26 protein-coding genes are annotated in these 21,083 nt (G+C 66.3%); 8 read left to right on the top strand and 18 right to left on the bottom strand.

What is annotated here, in order from left to right; genetic code table 11:
- Nucleotides 1-6: 6 nt before the first annotated feature.
- Nucleotides 7-1,146, bottom strand: a complete 1,140-nt coding sequence (locus tag pbN1_RS02695) for an efflux RND transporter periplasmic adaptor subunit (protein WP_169203734.1) — start codon at nt 1,144-1,146, stop codon at nt 7-9.
- Between the two features lie 176 nt (nt 1,147-1,322).
- On the opposite strand from pbN1_RS02695, the gene pbN1_RS02700 reads away from it, so the two are divergent.
- From pbN1_RS02700 to pbN1_RS02715, 4 genes are all read left to right on the top strand, one after another.
- Nucleotides 1,323-2,120 (top strand): IclR family transcriptional regulator, encoded by a 798-nt coding sequence (locus pbN1_RS02700; RefSeq protein ID WP_169203735.1) that lies wholly within the window; start codon nt 1,323-1,325, stop codon nt 2,118-2,120.
- A 9-nt stretch (nt 2,121-2,129) separates the two neighbouring features.
- The gene (locus pbN1_RS21090; protein ID WP_169203736.1) at nt 2,130-2,387 is read left to right on the top strand and encodes a TetR/AcrR family transcriptional regulator; all 258 of its coding nucleotides are present in this window, start codon (nt 2,130-2,132) and stop codon (nt 2,385-2,387) included.
- Nucleotides 2,372-2,512, top strand: a complete 141-nt coding sequence (locus pbN1_RS02710) for a DUF3096 domain-containing protein (RefSeq protein WP_169203737.1) — start codon at nt 2,372-2,374, stop codon at nt 2,510-2,512. Before pbN1_RS21090 ends, pbN1_RS02710 begins: the two co-directional genes overlap by 16 nt.
- A 184-nt stretch (nt 2,513-2,696) precedes the next feature.
- Complete coding sequence (locus pbN1_RS02715; protein ID WP_169203738.1) at nt 2,697-3,161, top strand: phasin family protein; 465 nt, start codon at nt 2,697-2,699, stop codon at nt 3,159-3,161.
- Between the two features lie 104 nt (nt 3,162-3,265).
- Here the strand turns inward: pbN1_RS02715 and pbN1_RS02720 are convergent, their stop codons facing one another.
- The 6 genes from pbN1_RS02720 to pbN1_RS02745 all read right to left on the bottom strand — a co-directional run bounded on the left by pbN1_RS02720 (nt 3,266) and on the right by pbN1_RS02745 (nt 7,657).
- The gene (locus tag pbN1_RS02720) at nt 3,266-3,469 is read right to left on the bottom strand and encodes a CsbD family protein (RefSeq protein ID WP_169203739.1); all 204 of its coding nucleotides are present in this window, start codon (nt 3,467-3,469) and stop codon (nt 3,266-3,268) included.
- 233 nt (nt 3,470-3,702) lie between these two features.
- Entirely contained in the window at nt 3,703-4,860 is a 1,158-nt protein-coding gene (locus pbN1_RS02725) for a methyltransferase (RefSeq protein WP_169203740.1), read from the bottom strand.
- Between the two features lie 98 nt (nt 4,861-4,958).
- Nucleotides 4,959-5,537: a YceI family protein gene (locus pbN1_RS02730; RefSeq protein WP_169203741.1), complete on the bottom strand. Its 579-nt coding sequence runs from the start codon at nt 5,535-5,537 to the stop codon at nt 4,959-4,961.
- A 54-nt stretch (nt 5,538-5,591) separates the two neighbouring features.
- Nucleotides 5,592-6,185: a YceI family protein gene (locus pbN1_RS02735; protein WP_169203742.1), complete on the bottom strand. Its 594-nt coding sequence runs from the start codon at nt 6,183-6,185 to the stop codon at nt 5,592-5,594.
- An 11-nt stretch (nt 6,186-6,196) separates the two neighbouring features.
- Nucleotides 6,197-6,742 carry a cytochrome b gene (locus pbN1_RS02740; RefSeq protein ID WP_169203743.1) on the bottom strand — a complete coding sequence of 182 codons (546 nt, stop codon included), beginning with the start codon at nt 6,740-6,742 and terminating at the stop codon, nt 6,197-6,199.
- Nucleotides 6,743-6,778: 36 nt separating this feature from the next.
- Nucleotides 6,779-7,657 (bottom strand): NmrA family NAD(P)-binding protein, encoded by an 879-nt coding sequence (locus tag pbN1_RS02745; RefSeq protein WP_169203744.1) that lies wholly within the window; start codon nt 7,655-7,657, stop codon nt 6,779-6,781.
- Between the two features lie 123 nt (nt 7,658-7,780).
- Between pbN1_RS02745 and pbN1_RS02750 the strand changes: the two genes are divergently transcribed.
- Entirely contained in the window at nt 7,781-8,683 is a 903-nt protein-coding gene (locus pbN1_RS02750; RefSeq protein WP_244857139.1) for a LysR family transcriptional regulator, read from the top strand.
- A gap of 43 nt (nt 8,684-8,726) precedes the next feature.
- Here the strand turns inward: pbN1_RS02750 and pbN1_RS02755 are convergent, their stop codons facing one another.
- Nucleotides 8,727-9,440 carry an ABC transporter ATP-binding protein gene (locus pbN1_RS02755; protein WP_210147727.1) on the bottom strand — a complete coding sequence of 238 codons (714 nt, stop codon included), beginning with the start codon at nt 9,438-9,440 and terminating at the stop codon, nt 8,727-8,729.
- Between the two features lie 5 nt (nt 9,441-9,445).
- On the bottom strand, nt 9,446-10,150 hold the full coding sequence (locus pbN1_RS02760) for an ABC transporter permease (RefSeq protein ID WP_169203747.1): 705 nt from the start codon (nt 10,148-10,150) through the stop codon (nt 9,446-9,448).
- 321 nt (nt 10,151-10,471) lie between these two features.
- Between pbN1_RS02760 and pbN1_RS02765 the strand changes: the two genes are divergently transcribed.
- Complete coding sequence (locus pbN1_RS02765; protein ID WP_169203748.1) at nt 10,472-11,167, top strand: DUF502 domain-containing protein; 696 nt, start codon at nt 10,472-10,474, stop codon at nt 11,165-11,167.
- The gene (locus tag pbN1_RS21095) at nt 11,164-11,355 is read left to right on the top strand and encodes a DUF2062 domain-containing protein (protein ID WP_425305762.1); all 192 of its coding nucleotides are present in this window, start codon (nt 11,164-11,166) and stop codon (nt 11,353-11,355) included. Before pbN1_RS02765 ends, pbN1_RS21095 begins: the two co-directional genes overlap by 4 nt.
- Before the next feature lie 158 nt (nt 11,356-11,513).
- On the opposite strand, the gene pbN1_RS02775 is transcribed toward pbN1_RS21095, so the two are convergent.
- The 9 genes from pbN1_RS02775 to pbN1_RS02815 all read right to left on the bottom strand — a co-directional run bounded on the left by pbN1_RS02775 (nt 11,514) and on the right by pbN1_RS02815 (nt 19,739).
- Nucleotides 11,514-11,816: a hypothetical protein gene (locus pbN1_RS02775; protein WP_169203749.1), complete on the bottom strand. Its 303-nt coding sequence runs from the start codon at nt 11,814-11,816 to the stop codon at nt 11,514-11,516.
- Nucleotides 11,817-11,833: 17 nt separating this feature from the next.
- Nucleotides 11,834-12,085 (bottom strand): sulfur carrier protein ThiS, encoded by a 252-nt coding sequence (thiS, locus tag pbN1_RS02780; RefSeq protein ID WP_169203750.1) that lies wholly within the window; start codon nt 12,083-12,085, stop codon nt 11,834-11,836.
- Between the two features lie 46 nt (nt 12,086-12,131).
- Entirely contained in the window at nt 12,132-13,406 is a 1,275-nt protein-coding gene (locus pbN1_RS02785; protein WP_169203751.1) for an NAD(P)/FAD-dependent oxidoreductase, read from the bottom strand.
- Nucleotides 13,407-13,525: 119 nt separating this feature from the next.
- Nucleotides 13,526-15,376, bottom strand: coding sequence for an aldehyde ferredoxin oxidoreductase family protein (locus tag pbN1_RS02790; RefSeq protein WP_169203752.1), 1,851 nt, complete (start codon nt 15,374-15,376; stop codon nt 13,526-13,528).
- A 14-nt stretch (nt 15,377-15,390) separates the two neighbouring features.
- Nucleotides 15,391-15,867 carry a 4Fe-4S dicluster domain-containing protein gene (locus pbN1_RS02795; protein ID WP_011238651.1) on the bottom strand — a complete coding sequence of 159 codons (477 nt, stop codon included), beginning with the start codon at nt 15,865-15,867 and terminating at the stop codon, nt 15,391-15,393.
- A 246-nt stretch (nt 15,868-16,113) separates the two neighbouring features.
- A complete protein-coding gene (locus pbN1_RS02800) occupies nt 16,114-16,287 on the bottom strand; it encodes an NF038104 family lipoprotein (protein WP_169203753.1) in 174 nt (57 codons plus the stop codon).
- 189 nt (nt 16,288-16,476) lie between these two features.
- Nucleotides 16,477-17,508: a TRAP transporter substrate-binding protein gene (locus pbN1_RS02805; RefSeq protein ID WP_169203754.1), complete on the bottom strand. Its 1,032-nt coding sequence runs from the start codon at nt 17,506-17,508 to the stop codon at nt 16,477-16,479.
- 187 nt (nt 17,509-17,695) lie between these two features.
- Entirely contained in the window at nt 17,696-19,018 is a 1,323-nt protein-coding gene (gene paaK, locus pbN1_RS02810) for a phenylacetate--CoA ligase PaaK (RefSeq protein WP_169203755.1), read from the bottom strand.
- A 301-nt stretch (nt 19,019-19,319) separates the two neighbouring features.
- A complete protein-coding gene (locus pbN1_RS02815; protein ID WP_169203756.1) occupies nt 19,320-19,739 on the bottom strand; it encodes a MarR family winged helix-turn-helix transcriptional regulator in 420 nt (139 codons plus the stop codon).
- 531 nt (nt 19,740-20,270) lie between these two features.
- Between pbN1_RS02815 and fdhD the strand changes: the two genes are divergently transcribed.
- Nucleotides 20,271-21,083 (top strand): formate dehydrogenase accessory sulfurtransferase FdhD, encoded by an 813-nt coding sequence (fdhD, locus tag pbN1_RS02820; protein ID WP_169203757.1) that lies wholly within the window; start codon nt 20,271-20,273, stop codon nt 21,081-21,083.

Consider the following 21,083-nt stretch of genomic DNA (forward strand, 5'->3'; position numbering starts at 1 on the left):
CGCTCCTCAGCCTTCGCCGCCGGCGGCGCCGTACTGGGTCACGACATTCACGTTGCCCGCCGGCAGGGCCTCGACCTGCATCCCCGGACGCAGGCGCTGCAGCCCTTCGGTGACGACCCGCTCACCCGCCTGCAGGCCCTCGCCCACCAGCCAGGTGTTGCCGACGGTGCGCAGGGTCTGCACCGGGCGCGGATTGGCGATGCCCTCTGCGCCGACCACCCACACCACCGCCTGCCCGCTCGGGTCGCGGCTCACCGCCTGCTGCGGCACCAGAATGGCGTCGGGGCGCAGGCCGGTCTGCAATTGGGCATGCACGAACATGCCGGGCAGCAGCTTGCCGTCCGGGTTGGGGAAGCTCGCGCGCAGCACCACCGAGCCGGTGCCCTCATCGACGCTCACTTCGGAAAATTTCAGCGTGCCTTCGCGCGCATAGACGCTGCCGTCCTCGAGCTTGAGCTTCACCTTGGTCGCATCGGCCTTTTCCATCGCCTGCCCGCCTTCGGCCACCGCGCGCTGCAGGCGCAGGATCTCGGTGCTCGACTGGGTGAGATCCACATGGATCGGGTCGATCTGCTGGATGGTGGCGAGCGCCTGCGGCTGCCCGTTCGACACCAGCCCGCCTTCGGTCACCAGCGAGCGCCCGACGCGGCCCGAGATCGGCGCCAGCACCTTGGTGTACACCAGGTCGATGCGGGCCATGTCCACGTCAGCCTCGGCCTGTTGCCAGGCCGCCATCGCGTCGTCGTACTGCTGCTGGCTGATCGCGTTGCTCGCGCGCAGGCCCTGGTAACGCTTGGCGAGGCTTTCGGCCGCGCGCAGGTTGGCCTCGGTCTTCTTCAGCCGCGCGCTGTAGGTCGCCGCATCGATCTGATACAGCGGCTGCCCGACCTTCACCGTCGCCCCTTCCTCGAACAGGCGCTGCTGCAGGATGCCGCTCACCTGCGGGCGCACTTCGGCGATGCGGTAGGCGTTGGTGCGGCCCGGCAGTTCGGTGGTCAGGGGCAGTGCCTGCGCCTGCACGGTGTAGGTGCCGACCTGAATCGGGCCAGCCGGCGGTGCGGCCTGGGGCGCCTGGCCGCAGGCGGCGAGCAGCGTTGCGAGCGCGATCGGCGCGATCCGCAGAAAAAGGGACTGAGGCAGATTCATTTGACGAGGCTCTCCTGAAGGTCGGGCATCCGCTGAGCGCGATGAACGGCTAGATGGTCGTGTGTATTGCTTCATGATACAGTTTATCACTTAAACGATCGGTCAAGTAAGCGGCCTGCCCGCTACGGGCGGGTTAAAGTTTCGTCCCAGCACACACAAACCCACGGATTGCACGGATGGATGAACGCAAGCAGGAGAGCGCAGAACCCGGCGAGGACGCCGACGATCGTCAGCAGGGCGGGATCCAGGTCATCGCCCGCACCAGCCGGATCATGCGTGCGCTCAGCGCCCACCCTCACGGGGTCAGCTTGGCGGGGATCGCGGCCGAGGTGGGTCTGCCACGGTCGACGGTGCAGCGCATCGTCACCGCGCTGGTCGCCGAGAACCTCGCCGAACCGGCCGGCGCAGCGGGCGGTTTCCGGCTGGGCCCGGCGCTCGGACAGTTGATCTACCAGACCGAAGCCGACATCGTGCCGGTCGCCCGCCCGCACCTCGAGCGCCTGTCACAGGCGCTGCAGGAGACGGTCTGCCTGTCCCGCATCAACGGCCGCCAGACGCAGCTGCTCGAGGTCTTCGTCGGCGAACAGGTGCTGCGCATCGTCCCCCAGGTGGGCCTGACCGCACCGTTGCACCTGACCGCCGACGGCAAGGCGCTGCTCGCCCGCATGACGCCCGACGAAGTGAAGACCTGGCTGGGGGAAGACCTGCCGCCGCGCACCGACCGCAGCAAGGGCCTCGCCACCTTGCTCGCCGAACTCGAAGAGATCCGTTGCAGCGGCTTCGCCTACGATGATGAGGAGCACACGGAAGGCGTGAGCGCAGTTTCGGCCTCGATCGGCACGTATCGCGGCGCCTATGCGATCACCATCATTGCGCCCACCGTAAGGCTGCGCAGCAAGGTGGACAGCTTTCGGGAGGCGCTGACCAAGACCCGCACCGCACTTGAGCGATTGCTCGGCACGGCTCAAATCTGATCATGCGCGATGACTAACGTGACCCCACAGACGACCGTCGTCGAGCGGAGTGCAGTCCGCCGCGAGCAGGTGATCAGTGCCGCGCGTAAGTGCTTCGAACGTGAAGGACTCCATGCCGCCACCATGGCGCACATCGCTGCGGAGGCCGGCATGGGGGTTGGCCACAACTATCATTATTTTGACAGCAGGGAAGGCACTCAAATAAACGATGGATTTTTACTATATTTGAACCTCGCGCAAGGAGCCTGGAGATGGACCTGCACCTGAGCACCGGCCCGCTGGTATCGCTGATCGCCGGCATCCTGATCCTGATCATGCCGCGGCTGCTGAACTACATCGTCGCGCTCTATCTGATCATCATCGGCCTCATCGGGCTTTTCGGGGTGCGCTGAACCATTTTGCGCCGGATCGCGCCGCTCGAAACATCCGGTAGTGATTGAGGGATTGCTTCTGGCCGCCAACGGAGGAAACTGAGTCTCTTCGCCGCCACGTACTCCACGGGGCGACAAACGGTGACGCAAGAAGAAGTCGGCAAGGCTCCGACGTCCGACAACGAGAATCCGGAGGGATTACACGATGCCCACGAAGCACGAGCATGACGCAATCGGCGCCAACGTCGTTCAGGCGGTCCAGACGATTTCGACCCTTTATCTGAGCAGCGCCCAGCGCTTGGCAGAATTGAACATGAGCACCATGCACGAAGCCATGGAAATCGGCACATCGGCCATGCAGGAAATGGCTCGTGCGAAGAATCCTCAGGACGTCCAGTTGAGGGTCTTCCAGCCGCTGCTGGAAAACGCCCAGAATTACACACGCAAGGCCTGCGACATCCTCGCCAAGACCCAGCAGGAAGCCGTCAATACGATGATTCCGCAGTTCGCGGGCCGCAGCAGCCCGTTCGGTGACTGGAATTCCGCCTTCGAAGCCTTCAACACCGGCATGCGCCGGTTTTCGTCGCTGACCGCTGACAACCTCACAGCGGCGACCGAAGCAGCCTCGCAAGCAACTGAAGCGCGCCCGTATGGAAAGAAATCCGCCTAGACGATTGCCGAAGACGCCACAACCAGGCCCCGCGAGGGGCCTTTTTTTTTGCTCCGCCACCACGGACACACCGATCGCCCGCGCCGTGAGCGGCGGGAGGGGCATCAATCCTTTTGCCGGACTTCCCAGTCGGCGATCTGCTTCTCCGCCTCGTCCTTCGATATCCCGTAGGACTCCTGGATGCGGCCGGCCAGTTCGTCGCGCCTGCCCGCGATCACATCGAGCTGATCGTCGGTGAGCTTGCCCCACTGCTGCTTGACGTTACCCTTGAACTGCTTCCAGTTGCCTTCGATACGATCCCAGTTCATCTCGTCGCTCCTCGTCGTTGGATGATCTTCGACCGGACCCGGACGACCGATGACATCATCGGTCGGGTGGAGTCCATAGTCGCCCGTTGACGCGGCAATCCGTGTTCCCGGGAGGCGCCCCCCAACGGCCACGCGATCAGGAACGGCATTCCGGCTGGGAGAGAAACCGGACAGCGGACAGGCGCGAAACGTGCCCGACGGGCCTGCCCCCGGCGGAAATCAATCGCCGGGCGTCAACGCGCTGCGAGTCGCCACAGCGATGTCACTTCCGCTGCGCGCGCCCGGTGCAGCGCATCGGACGCGTCAGCGGCGCGCGGATGCTGCGGGCGGGCGTCGAGGCGTGCGACGACTTTCAGCCCCGCTTCGTCGATCAGCGCCAACAGTTCGGCCCGCGAGCGCAGCCCGAGATGCTCGGCGAAATCCGACAGGATCAGCCAGCCCTCCCCGCCCGGGGCCAGATGCCCGGAGAGCCCGCCGAGGAAGCCGCGCAACATGCGGCTGTCGGGATCGTACACGGCGTGCTCGACGGGCGAGCTCGGCCGCGCCGGCACCCACGGCGGGTTGCAGACGACGAGCGGCGCGCGGCCTTCGGGAAAGAGATCGGCGTGGACGACCTCGACCTGCGCGGCGAGGCCGAGCCGGGCGAGATTCTCCGCGGCGCACGCGAGGGCGCGCGGGTCCTGGTCGGTCGCGACGACACGGCCGACCCCGCGGCGCGCGAGCACCGCCGCGAGCACGCCGCTGCCGGTGCCGATGTCGAAGGCGAGTGCTTCGGCGCCCGCCGGCAGCGGCGCCTGCGCGACCAGCGCGACGTATTCCCCGCGCAGCGGCGAAAACACGCCGTAATGCGGGTGGATACGCTCGCCGAGCGCCGCAATCGACACACCTTTCTTGCGCCATTCGTGGGCGCCGATCAGGCCGAGCAGCTCGCGCAGCGACGCGACGAAAGGCTCGCCCGGCGGCCCGTAGGCTTCGGCACACGCCTGCCGGACGTCGGGTGCACGGCGCAGCGGAATGGCGTAGTCGGCATCGAACGGCAGCAGCAGCATGCCGAGCGTGCGCGCCCGCTGCGCCTGGGCCTGGCGATGCAGATGGAACGCGTCGGTCGCGGACACCTCGGCCCCGGCGGCGGCCTTGCCCGGCTTGCCCGGCCGCCCGCCGCGGCGCTCGGTGCGGCGCGCCATCGCCTGCAGCAGTTGGCGCGCATTCTGGAAGTCCCCGCGCCACAAGATCGCGGTCCCCTCGCACGCGAGCCGGTACGCCGCGTCGGCGCTCATGCGGTCGTCGGCGACGACGACGCGTTTCGGCACCGGCGCGGCGCTCTCCGAACGCCACCGCGCCGAGCGCACCTCCCCGTCCTCGCTCCAGACGATCGATGCGTTGCCGCTCACGACGGCGGTGCCCCTGCAGCGGCTGCCGATTGCCCCGGCAGCGCAGGCGAGCACGAGGCTCCAGAATTCAGATGCACAAGTTTCTCCAATAAATTCAGCTAGTTCTGCACTGCTTCGACCGCAATCACCAGCTTCACTTCATCGCTGACATACGGCGCGTTGGCACCGGCGCCGAATTCCGAGCGCTTGATCATCGTCGTCGCGTTCGCGCCGCAGCCGAGCTTTTTCAGCATCGGATGCGGCATGCAGTGGAACGAGCTGACCGCGAGCGTCACCGGCTTCGTCACGCCCTTGATCGTCAGGTCGCCATCGACCGACGCGAGCTTGTCGCCGTCGAATTTTACGCCGGTCGACTTGAACGTGATCGTCGGGTATTTCTCGGTGTGGAAGAACTTCTCGGCCTGGATATGGGCGTCGAAAAGCTCGGAACCAGTGTCGACCGACTTCGCATCGATCGTCACCTCGACCGAACCGGTCTTCGCGGCGCGGTCCAGCACGATCGTGCCGGAGGTCTTGTTGAAGCGACTCTGCTGCGTCGAGTAGCTGAAGTGGCTGTACTCGAAGCGCGGGAACGTGTGGGAATTATCGATGCTGAAGGTTTCGGGAGCGGCCAGCGCCGGGGCGGCGACAGCGGCGGCGAACGTGGTGGCGACGGCGAGACGGACGAGCTTGTTCATCGTTGATTTCCTTTTTTGCGTTGAGTAGGTAAGAAAGACGGGGCGCCTACGGCGTTACTTCACGCCGGCGCTGCGGGCGACCGCATGGAAACGGACATCGACGTCATTGGCGACGACCGACGTGTCGGCCCACATGCCGTCGCCGATGGCGAATTCGAGGCGCTTGAGCGTGAATCCGCCGTCGAACGTTGCCGTATCGCCCTGCCGGGTGACGGTGACAGGGGCCGTCAGCAGCTGCGTCCTGCCTTTCAGGCTGAGATTACCGACGACTTCATAACGGTTGCCGCCGAGCGGCCTGACCGCGGTGGACACGAAGGTCGCGGTCGGGTTGTCCTTGACGTTGAACCACGGCTTGCCGAGCACTTCGGAGTTGGCTTCGGACGAACCGGCGTCGATGCTCGCGAGGTCGAGTTCGAGCCGGACGCTCGACTTTGCCGGCGCCGCGGCATCGAACACGAGGTCCGTCCTGACCTTGCCGAAATGCCCTTCGATCGGCACGTTCATCTGCTTGAAGACGAAATCGACCCGGCTCTTGTCCGCCTGGACCTGGCTGAACACCGGGTCCGGACCGGCGGCAAGGGCTGCGCCGGTGGCGAGCGGCAGCGCGACGGCGAGCAGTGCGGCGTTGAATGACATTGATGCGTTCATTTTGATTTTCCTTAGCGGACCCGTTCGAGTACCGGCAGCATGCGGCACAGGGTTCTGTCCCGGTCGATGAAATGGTGCTTGAGCGCGGCGGCGATGTGCAGCCCGACCAGCGCCAGCAGCACGTAGTTGAGGAATTCGTGGGCCGCCACGAACAGCTCGCCCAGTTCCTTGTTCTTGCCGACGAGATCGGGCAACGGCAGCACGCCAAGGAAAACGACCGGAAAACCTTTCGCCGAACTCATCAGCCAGCCCGTCACCGGCACCGCGATCATCAGCGCATACAGCAGCAGGTGCGTCGCGCGGGCGGTTTTCTGCTGCCACGTGGGCGCCGGCAAGGGCGCGGGCGGCGTGTGCGCGAGGCGCACGACGAGGCGCGGCAGGATCAGCAGCAGCACCGCCACGCCGAGCCACTTGTGATACGAAATGAGCTGCAGCTTGAAGGGCGACAGAGGCAGGTCGTGCATATAGACGCCGAGCGGGAACGCCGCGAGCATCAGCGCGGCCATCAGCCAGTGGGCCCATCGGGCGGGTACGGTGTAATGGGGTCGGGGGGGCATCGGGTTTTTTCCTTTTGCGTGCTATGCGGTGCGCGCCTACGGGCGGGGCGCGCGAAAGAATTCGGCGACGAGGCAATCGACCGATTTCGGCGGGTGGCCGACGAGTGCGGCGAAGTCAGTGGTCGTGCGGGCAAGGCGGTTCCCGGCGATCGAGACGTACAGCGTCGCGAGCGTACGGGCAGTCGCCGCCGGCACGTCCCCGGCTTCGAACGCCTCGACAGCGGCCCCCGTGGGCACCGCTTCGTAGCGCAGCGTCTTGCCGACCGCGGCAGCGACTCGGGCGACGAGGTCGCGGTAATCATGGGCGGTCTGCCCGGTCAGTTCATACGTCTGCTTCTCCAGCCGCGGCGCGACGGCCGCTGCGGCGATCGCCTCGGCCAGTTCGTTGCGTGACAAGTAGCTCACCTTGCCGTCCCCCGCCGGGAGCCGCAGCACACCGGTCCGCAACGCGGCGGCAAATTTCATCGGCAGGAAATCGCCATAAAGGCCGTTGCGCAGCACGGTGCAGGCGAGGCCGGATGCGGCCAGGTCGGCTTCGGCCGCGGCATGCACCCGGGCGAAGGCCGACGGCGATTTCGCGTCCGCGTCGAGGAAGCTCGTGTAGCAGACGCGCCGCACCCCGGCCGCCATGGCGGCTTCGATGGCGTTGCGATGGCGGGCGATGCCCACATCCTCCGGCCCGTCGGTCGACACCAGCACCAGGCGCTCGACGCCGGCAAACGCTGCAGACAGGGTTTCACGGCGGTCGAAATTCCCGTGCCGCACCTCGATGCCGCGCGCCGCAAAGTCGGCGACGCGTTCCGGGTCCCGCACGCTGACGGCGAGTTGTCCGGCGCCCCCTTCGGGAAGCCGGACCGAGAGCCACTGGACGATACGCCGCCCCAACTGCCCGCTCGCCCCCGTCACCAGAATCACCCTGCCCTCCTCTCATGTCGTGAGTTTCAAGCGGCATACTTTAGGCGATTGATTAGTATCGAAACAGGCGCTATTTTCAAATTCTTTGTTGCGATCAGAAAAACAATGGACCGTCTGCAGGCAATGGAAGTCTTCGTTCGGGTTGCCGAGGCGGGCAGTTTCACCGCCGTCGCGGATCACCTCAACGTCGCACGCTCGGCAATCACGCGGCAGATCGCGGGGCTCGAAGCGCACCTCGGCACGAAGCTCCTCGCCCGCAGCACCCGGCGCCTGAGCCTCACGTCGTCCGGCGCGGCGTACCTGGAAAAATGCCGCGAAATCCTGGCGATGGTCGAGGCGGCCGAAGGCGATCTCGCCGGCGAGAAGCGCGCGCCGCGCGGGCCGATCCGCATCAGCGTGCCGATGAGCTTCGGCATCCGCCACCTCGTGCCACTGATCTCCGACTTCATCACGACCTACCCCGAAGTCACTGTCGACCTCGAATTCACCGACCAGCGCGTCAACCTCATCGAAGGCGGGCTGGACTTCACGGTGCGCATCTCGCAGCAGATCGACCCGACGCTCGTCATCCGCCGCCTGAGCACCAGCGAACTCACCGTCGTCGCCGCGCCTGCGTACCTCGACCGCCACGGTCGCCCGCAGCACCCGGACGAGCTGCTCGGGCACCACTGCCTGAGCTACACGCTCGCGCCGTCATCCGGCTGGAGTTTCCGCATCGACGGCGAATACCGCACGGTTCCGATCAAGGGACGCCTGCAGATGAACAACGGCGACGCGCTGCTCGAAGCGGCGATCCGCGGCCTCGGCATCACCAACCAGCCGACTTTCATCAGCGCGCAAGCGGTGCAGGCGGGCCTGCTCGAGGAAGTGCTGGCGGAGTATTCGGCCACCGAGCTGCAGATCTATGCAGTCTTCCCCGGCAGCCGCTACGTACCGCATCGTGTGCGCGTGCTGGTCGATTACCTTGCGGAGCGGCTCGGGCCGACGCCATACTGGACCCGCGCAGTGCCGCGCGTCAGCGCCTGAGCGACCGCACCCGCGAGGGAACGCCCCTGCCGCGCCGCGCAGTTCAGAAATTCATCCGCCACGGCAATTCGCCCTGGATGAACAGGCGCGCCTCCTGGGACGCCGGCTTCGCAAAGAATCGCCGCACCGGCGCGTGCTCGCGCACCCGCCCGGCGCTCATGAACACGACATCGTCGCCGAGGCGCGTCGCCTGGCCGAGATTGTGGGTCACCATCAGGATGCGGGTACCGTCGGTGCGGATCTCGCGCACGATGCGCTCGACTTCGGCCGTCGCCGATGGGTCGAGGCTCGCAGTCGGTTCGTCGAGCAGCAGCAGGCGCGGCGCGGTGACCCACGCGCGGGCGAGCGCGAGTCGCTGCTTCTCGCCGCCCGACAGATAGCGCGCGCTGTCGGCCTCGCGCCCCCCGAGCCCGACGCGCGCGAGCACCGCCGCGGCGCGGCGATGGCGTTCGCCGCGCCCGATGCCATGCGGCTTCAGCGCGAGCGCGACGTTTTCGAGCACCGATGCGCGCAGCATCATCGGGTGCTGGAATACCATCGTCACGCCGAACTTCGGCGGCACCGTCCCGCCCCAGTCGATCGTCCCGCCACTCGGCTCGATCAGGCCGCACAGCGTGCGCAGCAGCACGCTTTTTCCCGCGCCGTTCGGCCCGAGCACCAGCGTGATGCCATCGCCGGCGAGTTCCAGATCGACGCCGTCGAGCACTGCCCGGCCGTTCGGCTGGAAACGCAGGTCGCGGATCCGCAGCGGAAACATTGCGCTCATCCGTACCGCCGCATCGCCCAGCCGCGCATCGCGAACGCGAACGCGTTGAGCGCCAGGATCACGACGACCAGCACGACGCCGAGCGCGATCGCGAGCGGCAGGTCGCCCTTACTCGTCTCGAGCGCGATCGTCGTCGTCATCACCCGCGTCGCGCGGTCGATGTTGCCGCCGACGATCATCACCGCGCCGACTTCGCTCATCGCCCGTCCCAGCCCCGCCAGCACCGCGACGACCAGCGAGTGGCGGCAGTCGTACAGCAGCGTCGTGACGCTCTGCCACCACGAGAACCGCATCACCCGCAGCTCCTCGGCATAGCGCTGCCAGGCGTCCTCGATGACCTGGCGCGTGATCGCCGCCATCAGCGGGATGACCAGCAGGCTTTGCGCGAACACCATCGCGGCCGGCGTATACAGGAGGCCATAATCGCCGAGCGGGCCCGACCGCGACAGCAGCAGATAGACGACGACGCCGACGACGACCGACGGCGCCCCCATCAGCCCGTTCATCAGCACCGACAGCGTGTGCTTGCCGGGGAAATTGCCAATCGCGAGGCACGCTCCCAGCGGCAACCCGAGCAGCAGGCCGATCAGCACCGCGCTGCCACTGACGCGCAGCGACAGCACGACGATCTCCGCAATTCGGTCGTCGAACGTGGCGAGCAGCGAAAATGCTTCGGAGAAGGTGGCGGCGAACAGGGACATCGGCGGGAGGATAGCGGAACGGCGGCGTTTCGACAGCGTCCGGCCCTTTCTTGTGGGACCGCGACGAGGGACCGCGACGAATATCTTCCTTCGTAAAGCAATCGGAACGCGGGCGGCAATACAATATCGAAGCTCGCAACGACGAACCGCACCGGCCGTCGGCGGCACGCGTAGTGTCCGGGGCGCCGCTCGGGCGGCACGCAAAGTGGGGAGGACAGGGCAGATTCACTCGACAACGATCGACAGTCACCGCCGCGCGGCGGCCGCGATCAGACTGATGCCGCAGTCCGGGGGCGACCCGACCGCGCCTGGCGCGACGCAATGACCACGGAGGATTCGGCTTTTCCGCAGCCGGGGCGCGCGAGCCGTCATTTCGGCCGGCGCGTGCTGATCGGTTTCTTCACCGTCGCGCCGCTGTGGGTCACCTGGCTCGTGTTCGACTTCCTCCTCGGCATCCTCGCCGCGATGGGGACGCCACTGCTGCGGGCGTCGGCGCGGCTCGTCGAGCCGATGTCGGACACCCTCGCGGCGTGGCTCCTCGACTCCGACTTCCAGAAACTCGTCGCAGTGCTGCTGACGCTCGCGAGCCTGTATGCGATCGGCGTGATGGCCTCGCTCGTGCTCGGACGCAAACTGCTCGACGCCGCCGAAGCGATGCTCGCGCGCCTGCCGCTCGTGCAGACGATCTACGGCGGCACGAAGCGCTTCCTGCAAACCCTGCAGAAGCCGCCGGTCAAGGGTCAGCGCGTCGTCCTGATCAGCTTTCCGACACCCGAGATGAAGACGATAGGCTTCGTGACGAAGGTGATGCGGGACGAGGCGAGCGGCGCGGAACTCGCGGCGGTCTACGTGCCGACGGCGCCGAACCCGACTTCGGGCTATATAGAAATCGTCCCCCTCGTCGACGTCGTGCAGACGGACTGGACGATGGAAGAGGCGATGACCTTCGTCATGACCGGCGGCACGACCGCCCCGGACCGGATCCGATTCAACAATCCACCCCCGGCAGGCAGCTGAATGGCTATTCGAACCCAGGCGCATGGCGGCGCGTCATCGATCTCGGGAAACCGCTGCTCGTCGGCCTGACGGTGATGGCGACGATGGCGGCCTTGACGACCTATTTCGGCATCAGCGTGATATGGCGCTGGCGCGTGATGTCTCGGCGGCGCTCCCGGAAAGGAGGGCGTCGGGAAGCGGACGCGTGAAGGCCGCCCGCCCGTTCGCATCGATGCCCCCCGACGGCGCGACTGGCTCGAGGTTGCGGAAGCGGCAGCTTCGGAGCAGCCCGGGCGCCGGCGTCGCGCTCCTCGTCGTCATTGCCGCGCTCGCGCTCGTCTGAAGCGCCGTCGCCAAGCCGCGTCGCTCAGCCGCCGCCGCGCTGCATCGCACGATCGAGCGCGGCGAGCAACGCGCGGCGCGTCGCCGGATCGCCGCCGGCGAAGCGATAGCGCACGACGACCACCGGCAGCTCCAACAGGCCGAGCCGGCGCATGCCGCGCGATTCGGTTTCGATGTCGAGCTGCGTTTGACCTTCCCGCACGCGGAATCGCCCGGGGGCGAGCGTCTCGACGCCCGCGGGCCAGGCCTTGCGCAATTCGCGCTCGAATTGCTGCGGCGACGCGGTGACTTCGCGCTCGAACTCATCCGCGATCGGCGCGAGTCCCAAGTCCGTTCGCCCCGCGCTCAACCGCCGGCGATCGGCGGCCACACCGCGAGCTCGTCGCCGTCGCCGAGGCGGCGCGTCGCGCGCGCAGCCGGTGGCACGAAGTGGCCGTTGACGAGCACGAGGTGCGCGCTGCGTTCGGGCACCCGGAAACGCGTGATCAGCTCCGAGACGGTCGTGCCTTCCTCGACGTCGAGTTCGATGCGGTTGCCGTCCCGCCCGGGCGGGAGGTAGTCCGTCAGCGACGCGAACAGCTTGAACGCGACCCTCATCCCGCCCTGCCGCCGGGCGCACCGCAGCGCGCGCGTGATGCGTCGATCATCGCGCCAGCGCCATCGGTTGCTGCGAGCGCGCGATGTACGCATCGACGAACTGCAGCGGCGAATGCAACAGCCGCTCCTTCCACTCGCCGAGGCGCACCCTGCCGTGGATCAGGCCGCGCAGCGCGCCGACGTGCTCGGTCAGCCCGATCGAGGTCGCGCCGATCAGCACATCGTCCTTGAACTGCAGGCTCAGGTAGCGGTACGCCGCTTCGTCGACGTGTTCGACGCCCGCCCCGCCGCGCTCGCGTTCCTCGCCCCACCATTGCCCGAACGACGACGAGATCAGGCCGAGCGTGTCGAGCACGTTGATCGCGAGCACGCCTTTCAGGCGCGTCTCGCGCCCGGCCATGTTGAGCGCGGCGACGCGCGCCTGGTCGGCCGCGTTCGGCTGGATCGCGGCAACGAGATGCGCGCCGCTGAAGAGGTCCGGCGCCTCGGCGACGTCGCCGGCGGCGAAGATGCCGGGGACGCTGGTCTCGAGCCTGTCGTCGACGAGCACGCCTTTCGCGACATGCACCGGCGTCGATTCGAGGAACGCGATGTTCGGCGCGACGCCGGCGGCGACGATGACGAGATCGGCGACGACGACTTCGCCGGTCGACAGCGTCACGTCGAGCGGCGCGTCGTTGCTCGCGCGCCGGTCAATACGGCTGACGCCGGCGTTCGTCACGACGCGCACGCCCTGGTCCTCGACCCATTTCCGGATCATGCCGCCAGCTTGCGGCGTCATCATCCGCGGCACCATGCGGTCGCCCATTTCGACGACCGTCAGTTCGACGCCGCGCGCGGCGAGCGCTTCCATGATGATGCAGCCGATGAAGCCCGCGCCGAGCTGCAGCACGCGCGCGCCGGGCGTGGCGAAGCGGGCGATCGCGCGCGCGTCCTCGAGCGTCCAGCAGGTCTGCACCTCCGGCAGATCGACGCCGGGGATCGGTGGCCGCACCGGGTGCGAGCCGGTCGCGATCAGCAGCCGGTCCCAGGATTCGAAGTGGCCGTCGTCGAACAGGATGCGGTGCCCGCCGCTGTCGAGCGACACTGCGCGGCCGCGCAGCTCATGGATGCGCAGCCGGTCGAAATGGCCGGGCGACTTGCGCAGCCACGTGCCCGACTCGTCGATGTTTCCTTCGAGCAGGTAGGGAATCGCCATGCGCGAATACGGCGGCGCGTCTTCGCTGCCGACGAGCAGGATGTCGTCGGCCGGCGCGGCGCGGCGCAGGGTTTCGGCGGCAATCACGCCCGCCGGGCCGTTGCCGAGTATCACGTGTTTCATCGGGGGTCCTCGTTCGCGTCGGGTAGGCGCGGCCCGTACGGGCGGCCGCGCAAGCGGGTGGCGGCGGGGCGATCCGTGCAGGACACCTCGCCGCCTCCCGGGGGCGAATCATCCGGCGGTCACGACAGCCCCAGCCGGGACAGCGTCTCAGGCGTCGGCGCGCCTTCCGGCGTCCAGCCGCGCACGCCGTAGTACTCGGGCAGCATCTCGGCGAGGCGATTCACCATGCCCTTTGCGGGCCCGGTCTTCGCCGGCTCGCTCGTGAGCCGCGGCGGCAGGTTGTCGTCCTTCGCGCTCAGGCCGGCGGCGTTGTTGAACTGGCGCTCCATGTTCCAGATGCGCTCGCCGACCGTGGCGAGCTTCTCCATCGACCAGTCGCCGTCGCAGGCCGCGGCGATCTGCGGCTGCACGTCGGCGAGCGTCCACGCGAACGACGTGAACACGCAGATGCCGGCCGAATCGAACACCGCCGTCGCGTCCTGGAACGCCTTGACGAGCTCGGCCTTGCCCTCGATGACGTGCGGGTCGGTCTTGACCGGCACACCCAGCACTTCGGAGGCGACCGTGTAGCCGCGCAAATGGCATGCGCCGCGGTTCGACGTCGCATACGCGAGGCCCATGCCCTGGATGCCGCGCGAGTCGTAGGCGGGGAATTCCTGGCCCTTGACGCTCATCGACAGCTCGGGGTGGCCGTACTTTGCGCACAGGCGCTTCGAACCGAGGCCGATCTCCTTGCCGAAACCTTCGCCGGTCGCGGTCATCTCGGCGAGCTTCGCGAGCGCCTCGACCGAGCCGAACGGCGCGTCGAGGCCGATTCTCTCCTGCGTCAGCACGCCCATCTCGTACAGCTCCATCGCCGCGCCGACCGTCGCGCCGAACGAGATCGGGTCCATGCCCTGCTCGTTGCACAGCAGGTTCGCGTACTGCAGCGCCTCAAGGTCGCCGACGCCGTTGGCCGCACCGAGCGCCCACGCCGCCTCGTATTCGAGCCCGCCGGAGGCGCCCCAGTATTTCGGGTTGTTCTTTACCGTGAAGTGAGTCTTGTCGATTGCCGAGATGCGCCCGCACGCGATCGTGCAGCCGAAGCATGCGGCGTTCGTCACGAGCTGCGACTTGCCGTCGCTCGGGCGCTTCTCGTGCATCGCTTCGGCGGAGATCTTCGACGCGTCCTCGAACTGCACGTCGCGGTGGTTGCGCGTCGGCAGCGCGCCCATCTCGTTGATGACGTTCATCAGCACCTGGGTGCCGAATTTCGGCAGCCCTTCGCTCGTCACCGGGTTGCCGGCGAGCACTTTCTTCGCCTCGCTCGTCGCCTTGATGAACCCGGGGAAGTCGCGGATGCCCGAGACGCCTTTCGTGCCACGGATCGCGACCGCCTTGAGGTTCTTCGAACCCATCACCGCCCCGACGCCCGAACGCCCCGCGGCGCGGTGCAGGTCATTGACGATGCACGCGAACATCACCTGGTTCTCGCCCGCGCGGCCGATCGACGACACGCGGATCAGCGGGTCCTGGTGCTGCGCTCGGATTGTTTCCTCGGTTTCCCAGCAGCTCCTGCCCCACAGGTGGGAAGCGTCGCGCAGTTCGGCGCGCTCGTTCTCGATGAAGAGGTACACCGGCGTCGGCGAGCGGCCTTCGAAGATCACCATGTCCCAGCCGGCGAACTTCATCTCGGCGCCGAAGAAGCCGCCCGAGTTCGAACAGGCGATCGCGCCAGTCAGCGGTCCTTTCGTGACCACCGTGTAGCGCCCGCCGGTCGAGGCCATCGTGCCGGTCAAGGGGCCGGTCGCCATGATCATCTTGTTGTCCGGCGACAGCGGATCGACTTTCGGATCGGTCTCGGAGACGAGATATTTCGTCGCCAGCCCGCGCGATCCGAGGTATTCGTCGGCCCACTGCATGTTCAGCGGCTCGGCAGTGCACGTGCCTTCGGCGAGGTTCACCCGCAGGACCTTGCGATTCCATCCCATGATGTCCCCTCCTCTCAAGCCGCCGAGGCCGGCGTGTTGGCTTTCGCCGCCCAGGCCTGCATCCGGGCCAGACCGGTCCAGTCGGCATCGATGTATGTGATCGCGGCGGTCGGGCAGGCTTTCGCGCACGCCGGATCACCCTCGCACAGGTCGCACTTCTGCACCTTGCCGGTGTCCTGGTTGTAGTTGATCGTGCCGAACGGACAGGCGATCGTGCAAACCTTGCAGCCGACACAGGTGTCTTCGAACACCATCTTCGCGCCGGTCGTCAGGTCGAGCCGGATCGCATCGACCGGACAGGAGTGCAGACACCACGCTTCGGTGCACTGCGTGCAGGTGTAGGGCACCTTGCGCCCTTCGTGTTCGAAGCTGAAGACCTTGATGCGCGACTTGCTGGGATTGATGACGCCGGTGTGTTCGTACGAGCATGCCATTTCGCACTGCAGGCAGCCGGTACACTTGGCGGGGTCAATGTGAAGCGATTTCCACATCGATGTTCTCCTCCGTGCTGTGACTCGTTGTCGAAACTACGAGCATCGCCGGCCGCCATGCAATTCGATGGCGCCGAGGGTGGTCGTGGCAGCGGGTGTTTCGATTCCCTGTGCCGACTTTGCGTATCGGAAAGTAGCACCGGCCCCTGGCCGAAGCAATCTGTTTTCCCCACGTCGCCCGGGGCCTTGCACGGCGTGTTCGACCGATCGCGCGGGCGACCCGTCGCGTGGCCCGGCGACGCCGTGTCAGTCCTTCTCGTCGTCGTCGGGAAGCACCGCTTCGACGCCGGCCCCGACGATCTTGGCGCCGACTTTCACCGTCGTCGCGACGACCGATACCGCCGCGTCCGCGACAGTGAAGACGGCACAGCCGCCGGTCAGAAGAACAGCCGCCGCCACCGTCAGCAGGATGGATCTCATGGATTGCCTCGAAAAAAACCGCATCAGGAATGGTACCCGCGTGTGGCGCGGGTGGACGGAACCCGCGGGCGGGCTACCGGCATGAAAACGGGCAAGGAGCTGGCTCCCTGCCCGTCCGGATCAACGGCCTCCGCTGCGCTGCGTTCGGCGACTACTTACTGCCCGGCTTGCGCACGCACGACAGGCCGCTCAGTTGTCGAGAAGCGTCTTGGCTTCCGCGAGGAGCCTCTGCCCATCGTAGCCTTTCGCGGTGACTTCACGGACCCACTCCGTCGCGACCCCGTCCGAGGCCTTCTGCCATTTCTTCACTTCGTCCGCAGGCACCATATAGAACGTGTTCTTGTGATCCACGCCCGACTGGCGCCCGGTCAGCGTCACCTCGTCAAAAACCTTGCCCGCCCACGCCGACACGTCGGCACCGCTGTTGGCGTCGATGACCTTCTTCAGTTCCGCCGGCAGGCTGTCGTATTTCGCCGGATTCATCGCCAGCACGAAGGTCGTCGTCGACAGCAGCGGCATCGTCGGGTCGGTCTCGCTGTGATACTTCACGATCTCCTGCGCCTTGATCGCCGGCACCACTTCCCACGGCATCATTGCACCATCGATGACACCCTTGGCCAGGCTCTCCGAGACCTGGGGCATCGGCATCGGCACCGGCGTCCCGCCGAGTGCGGTCACCATTCTGGTGGCAAGACGGGTCGGGGCACGCAGTTTCATGCCATCGAAATCCGCCATCGTCCTGATCTGCTTCTTCGTCGTGTGCAGCGCCATTCCGGCAATGACGTGGAACATCAGCGGCCGTATGCCACGATATTCGTCAGTCGCATTTTTCGTTGCATAGGCCCACAACGCCCGGCTCGACTTTTCACCCGAGATACCCATGAACGGCAGTTCGAATACCTCGGACACGAGGAAGCGCCCCGCCTGGTAACCGGGAACTGCCCAGACGATGTCGGCGACGCCATCCTTGGCCTGGTCGAACAGTTGCGCCGGCGTCCCCCCCATCTGCATCGCCGGATAGATCTGGCATTTCAGCCGGCCTGCGGATTCCGTGCCGATCTTTGCGCACCACGGCTCGATGAGTTTCACCTGGGCATTCGACGACGGCGGCAGAAAGTGGTGCACGCGCAGCGTGACGACGCTGTCCCCTTGTGCGTGGGCGGCGCCGAACGTCATCAGGACGGATGCGAAAAGCGGTGTGAGCACGTTGCGAGTCTTCATCGTTTTTCCTTTCTACACGTGGAATGAACCGGCTTCGGCTGGCAACCGACAGTCCGGACCAGATACAGCGGGACGACTAGGGAAACAGCAGCAACAGAAATGCGGATCGCGCCGCGTACCTGCGCACGGCCGCGAAGGGTTCGCATCGATGGCCCGGTGGCCACGGCAGCAGGTCGCGCGGCGTCTTTCAATCCTTTGGCCGCAGGTCGACAACGCGCTTTGCCTTGCCGACGAGGGTGCGCTCGATGCCGCCCCACTCGAGCACCCGCACTTCGGTACTGATGCCGATGCACGACTTGATTGCGTGCCGGACCTCGGCTTCGATCGCCTCGATGCGGCGGCGGGGCAGCGTGCCGGAAATCTCGTGGCGCAGTTCGACATGGATCGTGAGCTGGTCCAGGTGCCCCTCCCGCGTCAGGCGAAGCTGATACTGGGCGGCGAGGTGCGGGTTCTTCAGCAATTGCTCCTCGATCTGCGTCGGGAACACATTGACGCCGCGGATGATCAGCATGTCGTCGCTGCGGCCGGTCACTTTTTCGATGCGACGCATGCTGCGCGCCGTCCCCGGCAACAGCCGCGTCAGGTCGCGCGTGCGGTAGCGGATGATCGGCAACGCCTCCTTCGTCAGCGAAGTCAGTACGAGCTCGCCGAATTCGCCGTCGGGTAGCACCTCCCCGGTGTCGGGGTCGACGATCTCCGGGTAAAAATGATCCTCCCAGACATGCAGGCCGTCCTTGGTGTCGATGCACTCGCACGCGACGCCGGGGCCGATCACTTCAGAGAGGCCATACGTGTCTATCGCATCGATGCCGAACCGTTCCTCGATTTCGCGGCGCATCGGGCTGCTCCAGGGTTCCGCGCCGAAGAGCCCGATTTTCAGCGAAGTCGTGCGCGGATCGATGCCCTGCCGCGTCATCTCGTCGGCGATCGTCAGGATGTACGACGGGGTCACGGAAATCACCGTCGGCTTGAAGTCCTGGATCAGCTGGACCTGTTTCTCGGTCTGCCCGCCGGACATCGGGATGACGGTCACGCCGAGCCGCTCGCCGCCCTGATGAAAACCCAGTCCGCCGGTGAACAGCCCGTAGCCGAACGCGTTGAGCATCATGTCGTCGGGCCCGACCCCGGCCGCCCGTATCGAGCGGGCGACGACGTCCGACCACATGTCGATGTCGTTCCTCGTGTAGCCGACGACCGTCGGCTTGCCCGTCGTCCCGCTTGAAGCATGCACGCGGACCACGTCGCGCATCGGCACCGCGAACATCCCGAACGGGTAGGTGTCACGCAAGTCGGATTTGTCGGTAAACGGGAATTTCGCGAGGTCGGAGAGTGACCGGATGTCTGCGGGATGCACGCCCGCCACGTCGAACTTGCTGCGGTAGTGCCCGACATTCCCGTAGGCGTGGCCGAGCGACCACCGCATGCGTTCGAGCTGCAGCGCACCGATCTCGTCCCGGCTGGCGTTTTCGATCGGGTCCATTCCACCACGCATCCGCACGTCGAAATTCATCGAAATCTCCCCTCCCGGGCGTCGCGGATCCAACTTGCGGTCGCCGCCGCCGGCCTCGCCCGGTGAATGTGCAGGCCCCGGCAAGTCATCCTCGCCCACCACCGGGAATGCGTTCGAATGATGGTTCACTCATGGAACATTGTCAAACGCGATTGACGACAAACCTTCAGGTACTGTCCTTCGGAACGTGATGCGAGTTGGCCCTGGCACCGGATATCTGCCGTGGCACTCGGCGCGCAGCATCCGGCGACCAATGAAGGCGGTTCGGCGGCGCGCCCGGCTTATCCTGTCGGCAGGGGAATTACCAGGTTTTCTCGAGGATGCGCCGCAAGGACTCGACGTCCTTCTTGCCGATCCGGGCCTCGAGTTCCTGCTGGACGCTGTCCATCGTGCTTTCGGCGACAGCCAGCATCCGCAGGCCGGCGTCGCTGAACTTCACCAGCTTCATCCGCTTGTCGAACGCGCATTCCTCGAATTCGACCACGCCGTGACGCATCGCCTCGTGGATCGTCACGTGCACCGCCTGCCTCGAAATCGACAAGCGGCGCGCGAGTTCGGGAATGCTCACGGGCCGGCGCCCCATGTGAGCAAACAAACGAACCATCGCCGGCGTCACGAAACCGTACCCCTTCGTCGCGGCGCCGCTGAAAACGCGCTCTTCGAACCATTCGGAGCGCATCAGCAGCAGTTGCCGCAAACTCTTTTTTTTCTTCGACTCCATGGCGTTTCACAATGATGGATCAAGTGGGGGGCGGCGTCCGTTCAGCTCGAGCCGGGGGCCGGGCGCTCGCGCATCCGGCCGGATACGCACGTTCGTGCAAGCCATTGTACCCAGCAAATACAGCGATCGGCTGCTGCCCGCACCGATGACGAGCGAGAGCCCGTAGCTGCGCTCCCGTGACGGCAAGGACCCGGCTTTCCCCGACAGGTCGACCGCCAGCACGGCACCTCCTCGCTCACCGCGATCGAATCCCTAGCGGCGTCACGTGGCCAACACTTCTGTGGCAGACCACATTGCATGCCACTGCGCCGCTTGCGAGCCGTCACGTTCAAATAGCATTTTTCGTCAACATACATTGACGTTATGAGGAAATTGAGCAATTATTTATGAACGGACATTCATTCACTATGATGCTGCTGATGACAACGTTCGCCAGCAATGAATTCCGGCCTGCCGCGTCACCATGCGAGGTGGTTGAAGAAAGGGTTTTCTCGACGGCCTGGGCACCAATCGCCCGGCGAGGAGATGTTGATGATGGAAGCTGCACCCATTGAAGCAGCACACAACGACTACCGGGTTGATCGCTGGACCAACGGAATAGCGGTGTCGGCAACGGATCCCGTCGCCGAGGAGGTTCCTGTCGCCCTCGTCTACAACGGTATCGCCCACGCGGTGATGCTGGCCACGCCGCAGGACCTCGAAGACTTCGCGATCGGATTCAGCCTGAGCGAATGCATCGTCGAGCGCCGTGACGAGATCTACGACCTCGAAGTGGCGGTGCGCGACAACGGCATCGAAATCCGGATCGATGTCGCCACCGCCCGCGCCTTTGCCCTCAGAGTGCATCGTCGGACGATGGCCGGGCGCACCGGCTGCGGCCTGTGCGGCAGCGAGAGCCTGGATCGGTTCGATCGCAGATCGAGCGTGGTCCGAGCTTCCGCCGCGCTTTCGGCCACTGCCTTGTCCCTCGCCCAGTCACAGCTCGGTGATATGCAGAGCCTGTTCCAATTGACTGGCGCGGTGCATGCCGCTGCGTGGTGCAATGTTGCCGGCGATATCCAGCTGCTGCGCGAGGACGTCGGCCGGCACAACGCGCTCGACAAGCTGATCGGTGCGGTCGCGGCGCAGGGCGACGGCTTCGGCGACGGCTTCGTGCTGATGACGAGCCGCGCGAGCTACGAGATCGTGCAGAAGGCCGCCTCGGTCGGCATCGCGGTCGTCGCCGCGGTGTCGGCCCCGACCGGCATGGCGGTGCGCCTGGCCGAGGCGGCCGGGGTCACATTGATCGGGTTTGCACGCGGCGCGCGCCACAGCGTGTATTCGCACCCGCAACGCATTCATTGA

The sequence above is a fragment of the Aromatoleum bremense genome (assembly GCF_017894365.1).
Lineage (GTDB): Bacteria > Pseudomonadota > Gammaproteobacteria > Burkholderiales > Rhodocyclaceae > Aromatoleum > Aromatoleum bremense.

What these genes read in the sequence shown, in the direction of transcription:
- pbN1_RS02715 (WP_169203738.1), top strand. Translation starts at nt 2,697, where the DNA reads ATGCCCACGAAGCACGAGCATGACGCAATCGGCGCCAACGTCGTTCAG.
- pbN1_RS02805 (WP_169203754.1), bottom strand. Translation starts at nt 17,508, where the DNA reads ATGAAGACTCGCAACGTGCTCACACCGCTTTTCGCATCCGTCCTGATG.
- pbN1_RS02735 (WP_169203742.1), bottom strand. Translation starts at nt 6,185, where the DNA reads ATGAACGCATCAATGTCATTCAACGCCGCACTGCTCGCCGTCGCGCTG.
- paaK (WP_169203755.1), bottom strand. Translation starts at nt 19,018, where the DNA reads ATGAATTTCGACGTGCGGATGCGTGGTGGAATGGACCCGATCGAAAAC.
- pbN1_RS02750 (WP_244857139.1), top strand. Translation starts at nt 7,781, where the DNA reads ATGGAAGTCTTCGTTCGGGTTGCCGAGGCGGGCAGTTTCACCGCCGTC.
- pbN1_RS02730 (WP_169203741.1), bottom strand. Translation starts at nt 5,537, where the DNA reads ATGAACAAGCTCGTCCGTCTCGCCGTCGCCACCACGTTCGCCGCCGCT.
- pbN1_RS02785 (WP_169203751.1), bottom strand. Translation starts at nt 13,406, where the DNA reads ATGAAACACGTGATACTCGGCAACGGCCCGGCGGGCGTGATTGCCGCC.
- pbN1_RS02800 (WP_169203753.1), bottom strand. Translation starts at nt 16,287, where the DNA reads ATGAGATCCATCCTGCTGACGGTGGCGGCGGCTGTTCTTCTGACCGGC.
- pbN1_RS02795 (WP_011238651.1), bottom strand. Translation starts at nt 15,867, where the DNA reads ATGTGGAAATCGCTTCACATTGACCCCGCCAAGTGTACCGGCTGCCTG.
- pbN1_RS02815 (WP_169203756.1), bottom strand. Translation starts at nt 19,739, where the DNA reads ATGGAGTCGAAGAAAAAAAAGAGTTTGCGGCAACTGCTGCTGATGCGC.
- pbN1_RS21090 (WP_169203736.1), top strand. Translation starts at nt 2,130, where the DNA reads ATGACTAACGTGACCCCACAGACGACCGTCGTCGAGCGGAGTGCAGTC.
- pbN1_RS02760 (WP_169203747.1), bottom strand. Translation starts at nt 10,150, where the DNA reads ATGTCCCTGTTCGCCGCCACCTTCTCCGAAGCATTTTCGCTGCTCGCC.
- pbN1_RS02710 (WP_169203737.1), top strand. Translation starts at nt 2,372, where the DNA reads ATGGACCTGCACCTGAGCACCGGCCCGCTGGTATCGCTGATCGCCGGC.
- thiS (WP_169203750.1), bottom strand. Translation starts at nt 12,085, where the DNA reads ATGAGGGTCGCGTTCAAGCTGTTCGCGTCGCTGACGGACTACCTCCCG.
- pbN1_RS02765 (WP_169203748.1), top strand. Translation starts at nt 10,472, where the DNA reads ATGACCACGGAGGATTCGGCTTTTCCGCAGCCGGGGCGCGCGAGCCGT.
- pbN1_RS02790 (WP_169203752.1), bottom strand. Translation starts at nt 15,376, where the DNA reads ATGGGATGGAATCGCAAGGTCCTGCGGGTGAACCTCGCCGAAGGCACG.
- pbN1_RS02755 (WP_210147727.1), bottom strand. Translation starts at nt 9,440, where the DNA reads ATGTTTCCGCTGCGGATCCGCGACCTGCGTTTCCAGCCGAACGGCCGG.
- pbN1_RS02700 (WP_169203735.1), top strand. Translation starts at nt 1,323, where the DNA reads ATGGATGAACGCAAGCAGGAGAGCGCAGAACCCGGCGAGGACGCCGAC.
- pbN1_RS02695 (WP_169203734.1), bottom strand. Translation starts at nt 1,146, where the DNA reads ATGAATCTGCCTCAGTCCCTTTTTCTGCGGATCGCGCCGATCGCGCTC.
- fdhD (WP_169203757.1), top strand. Translation starts at nt 20,271, where the DNA reads ATGATGGAAGCTGCACCCATTGAAGCAGCACACAACGACTACCGGGTT.
- pbN1_RS02740 (WP_169203743.1), bottom strand. Translation starts at nt 6,742, where the DNA reads ATGCCCCCCCGACCCCATTACACCGTACCCGCCCGATGGGCCCACTGG.
- pbN1_RS02720 (WP_169203739.1), bottom strand. Translation starts at nt 3,469, where the DNA reads ATGAACTGGGATCGTATCGAAGGCAACTGGAAGCAGTTCAAGGGTAAC.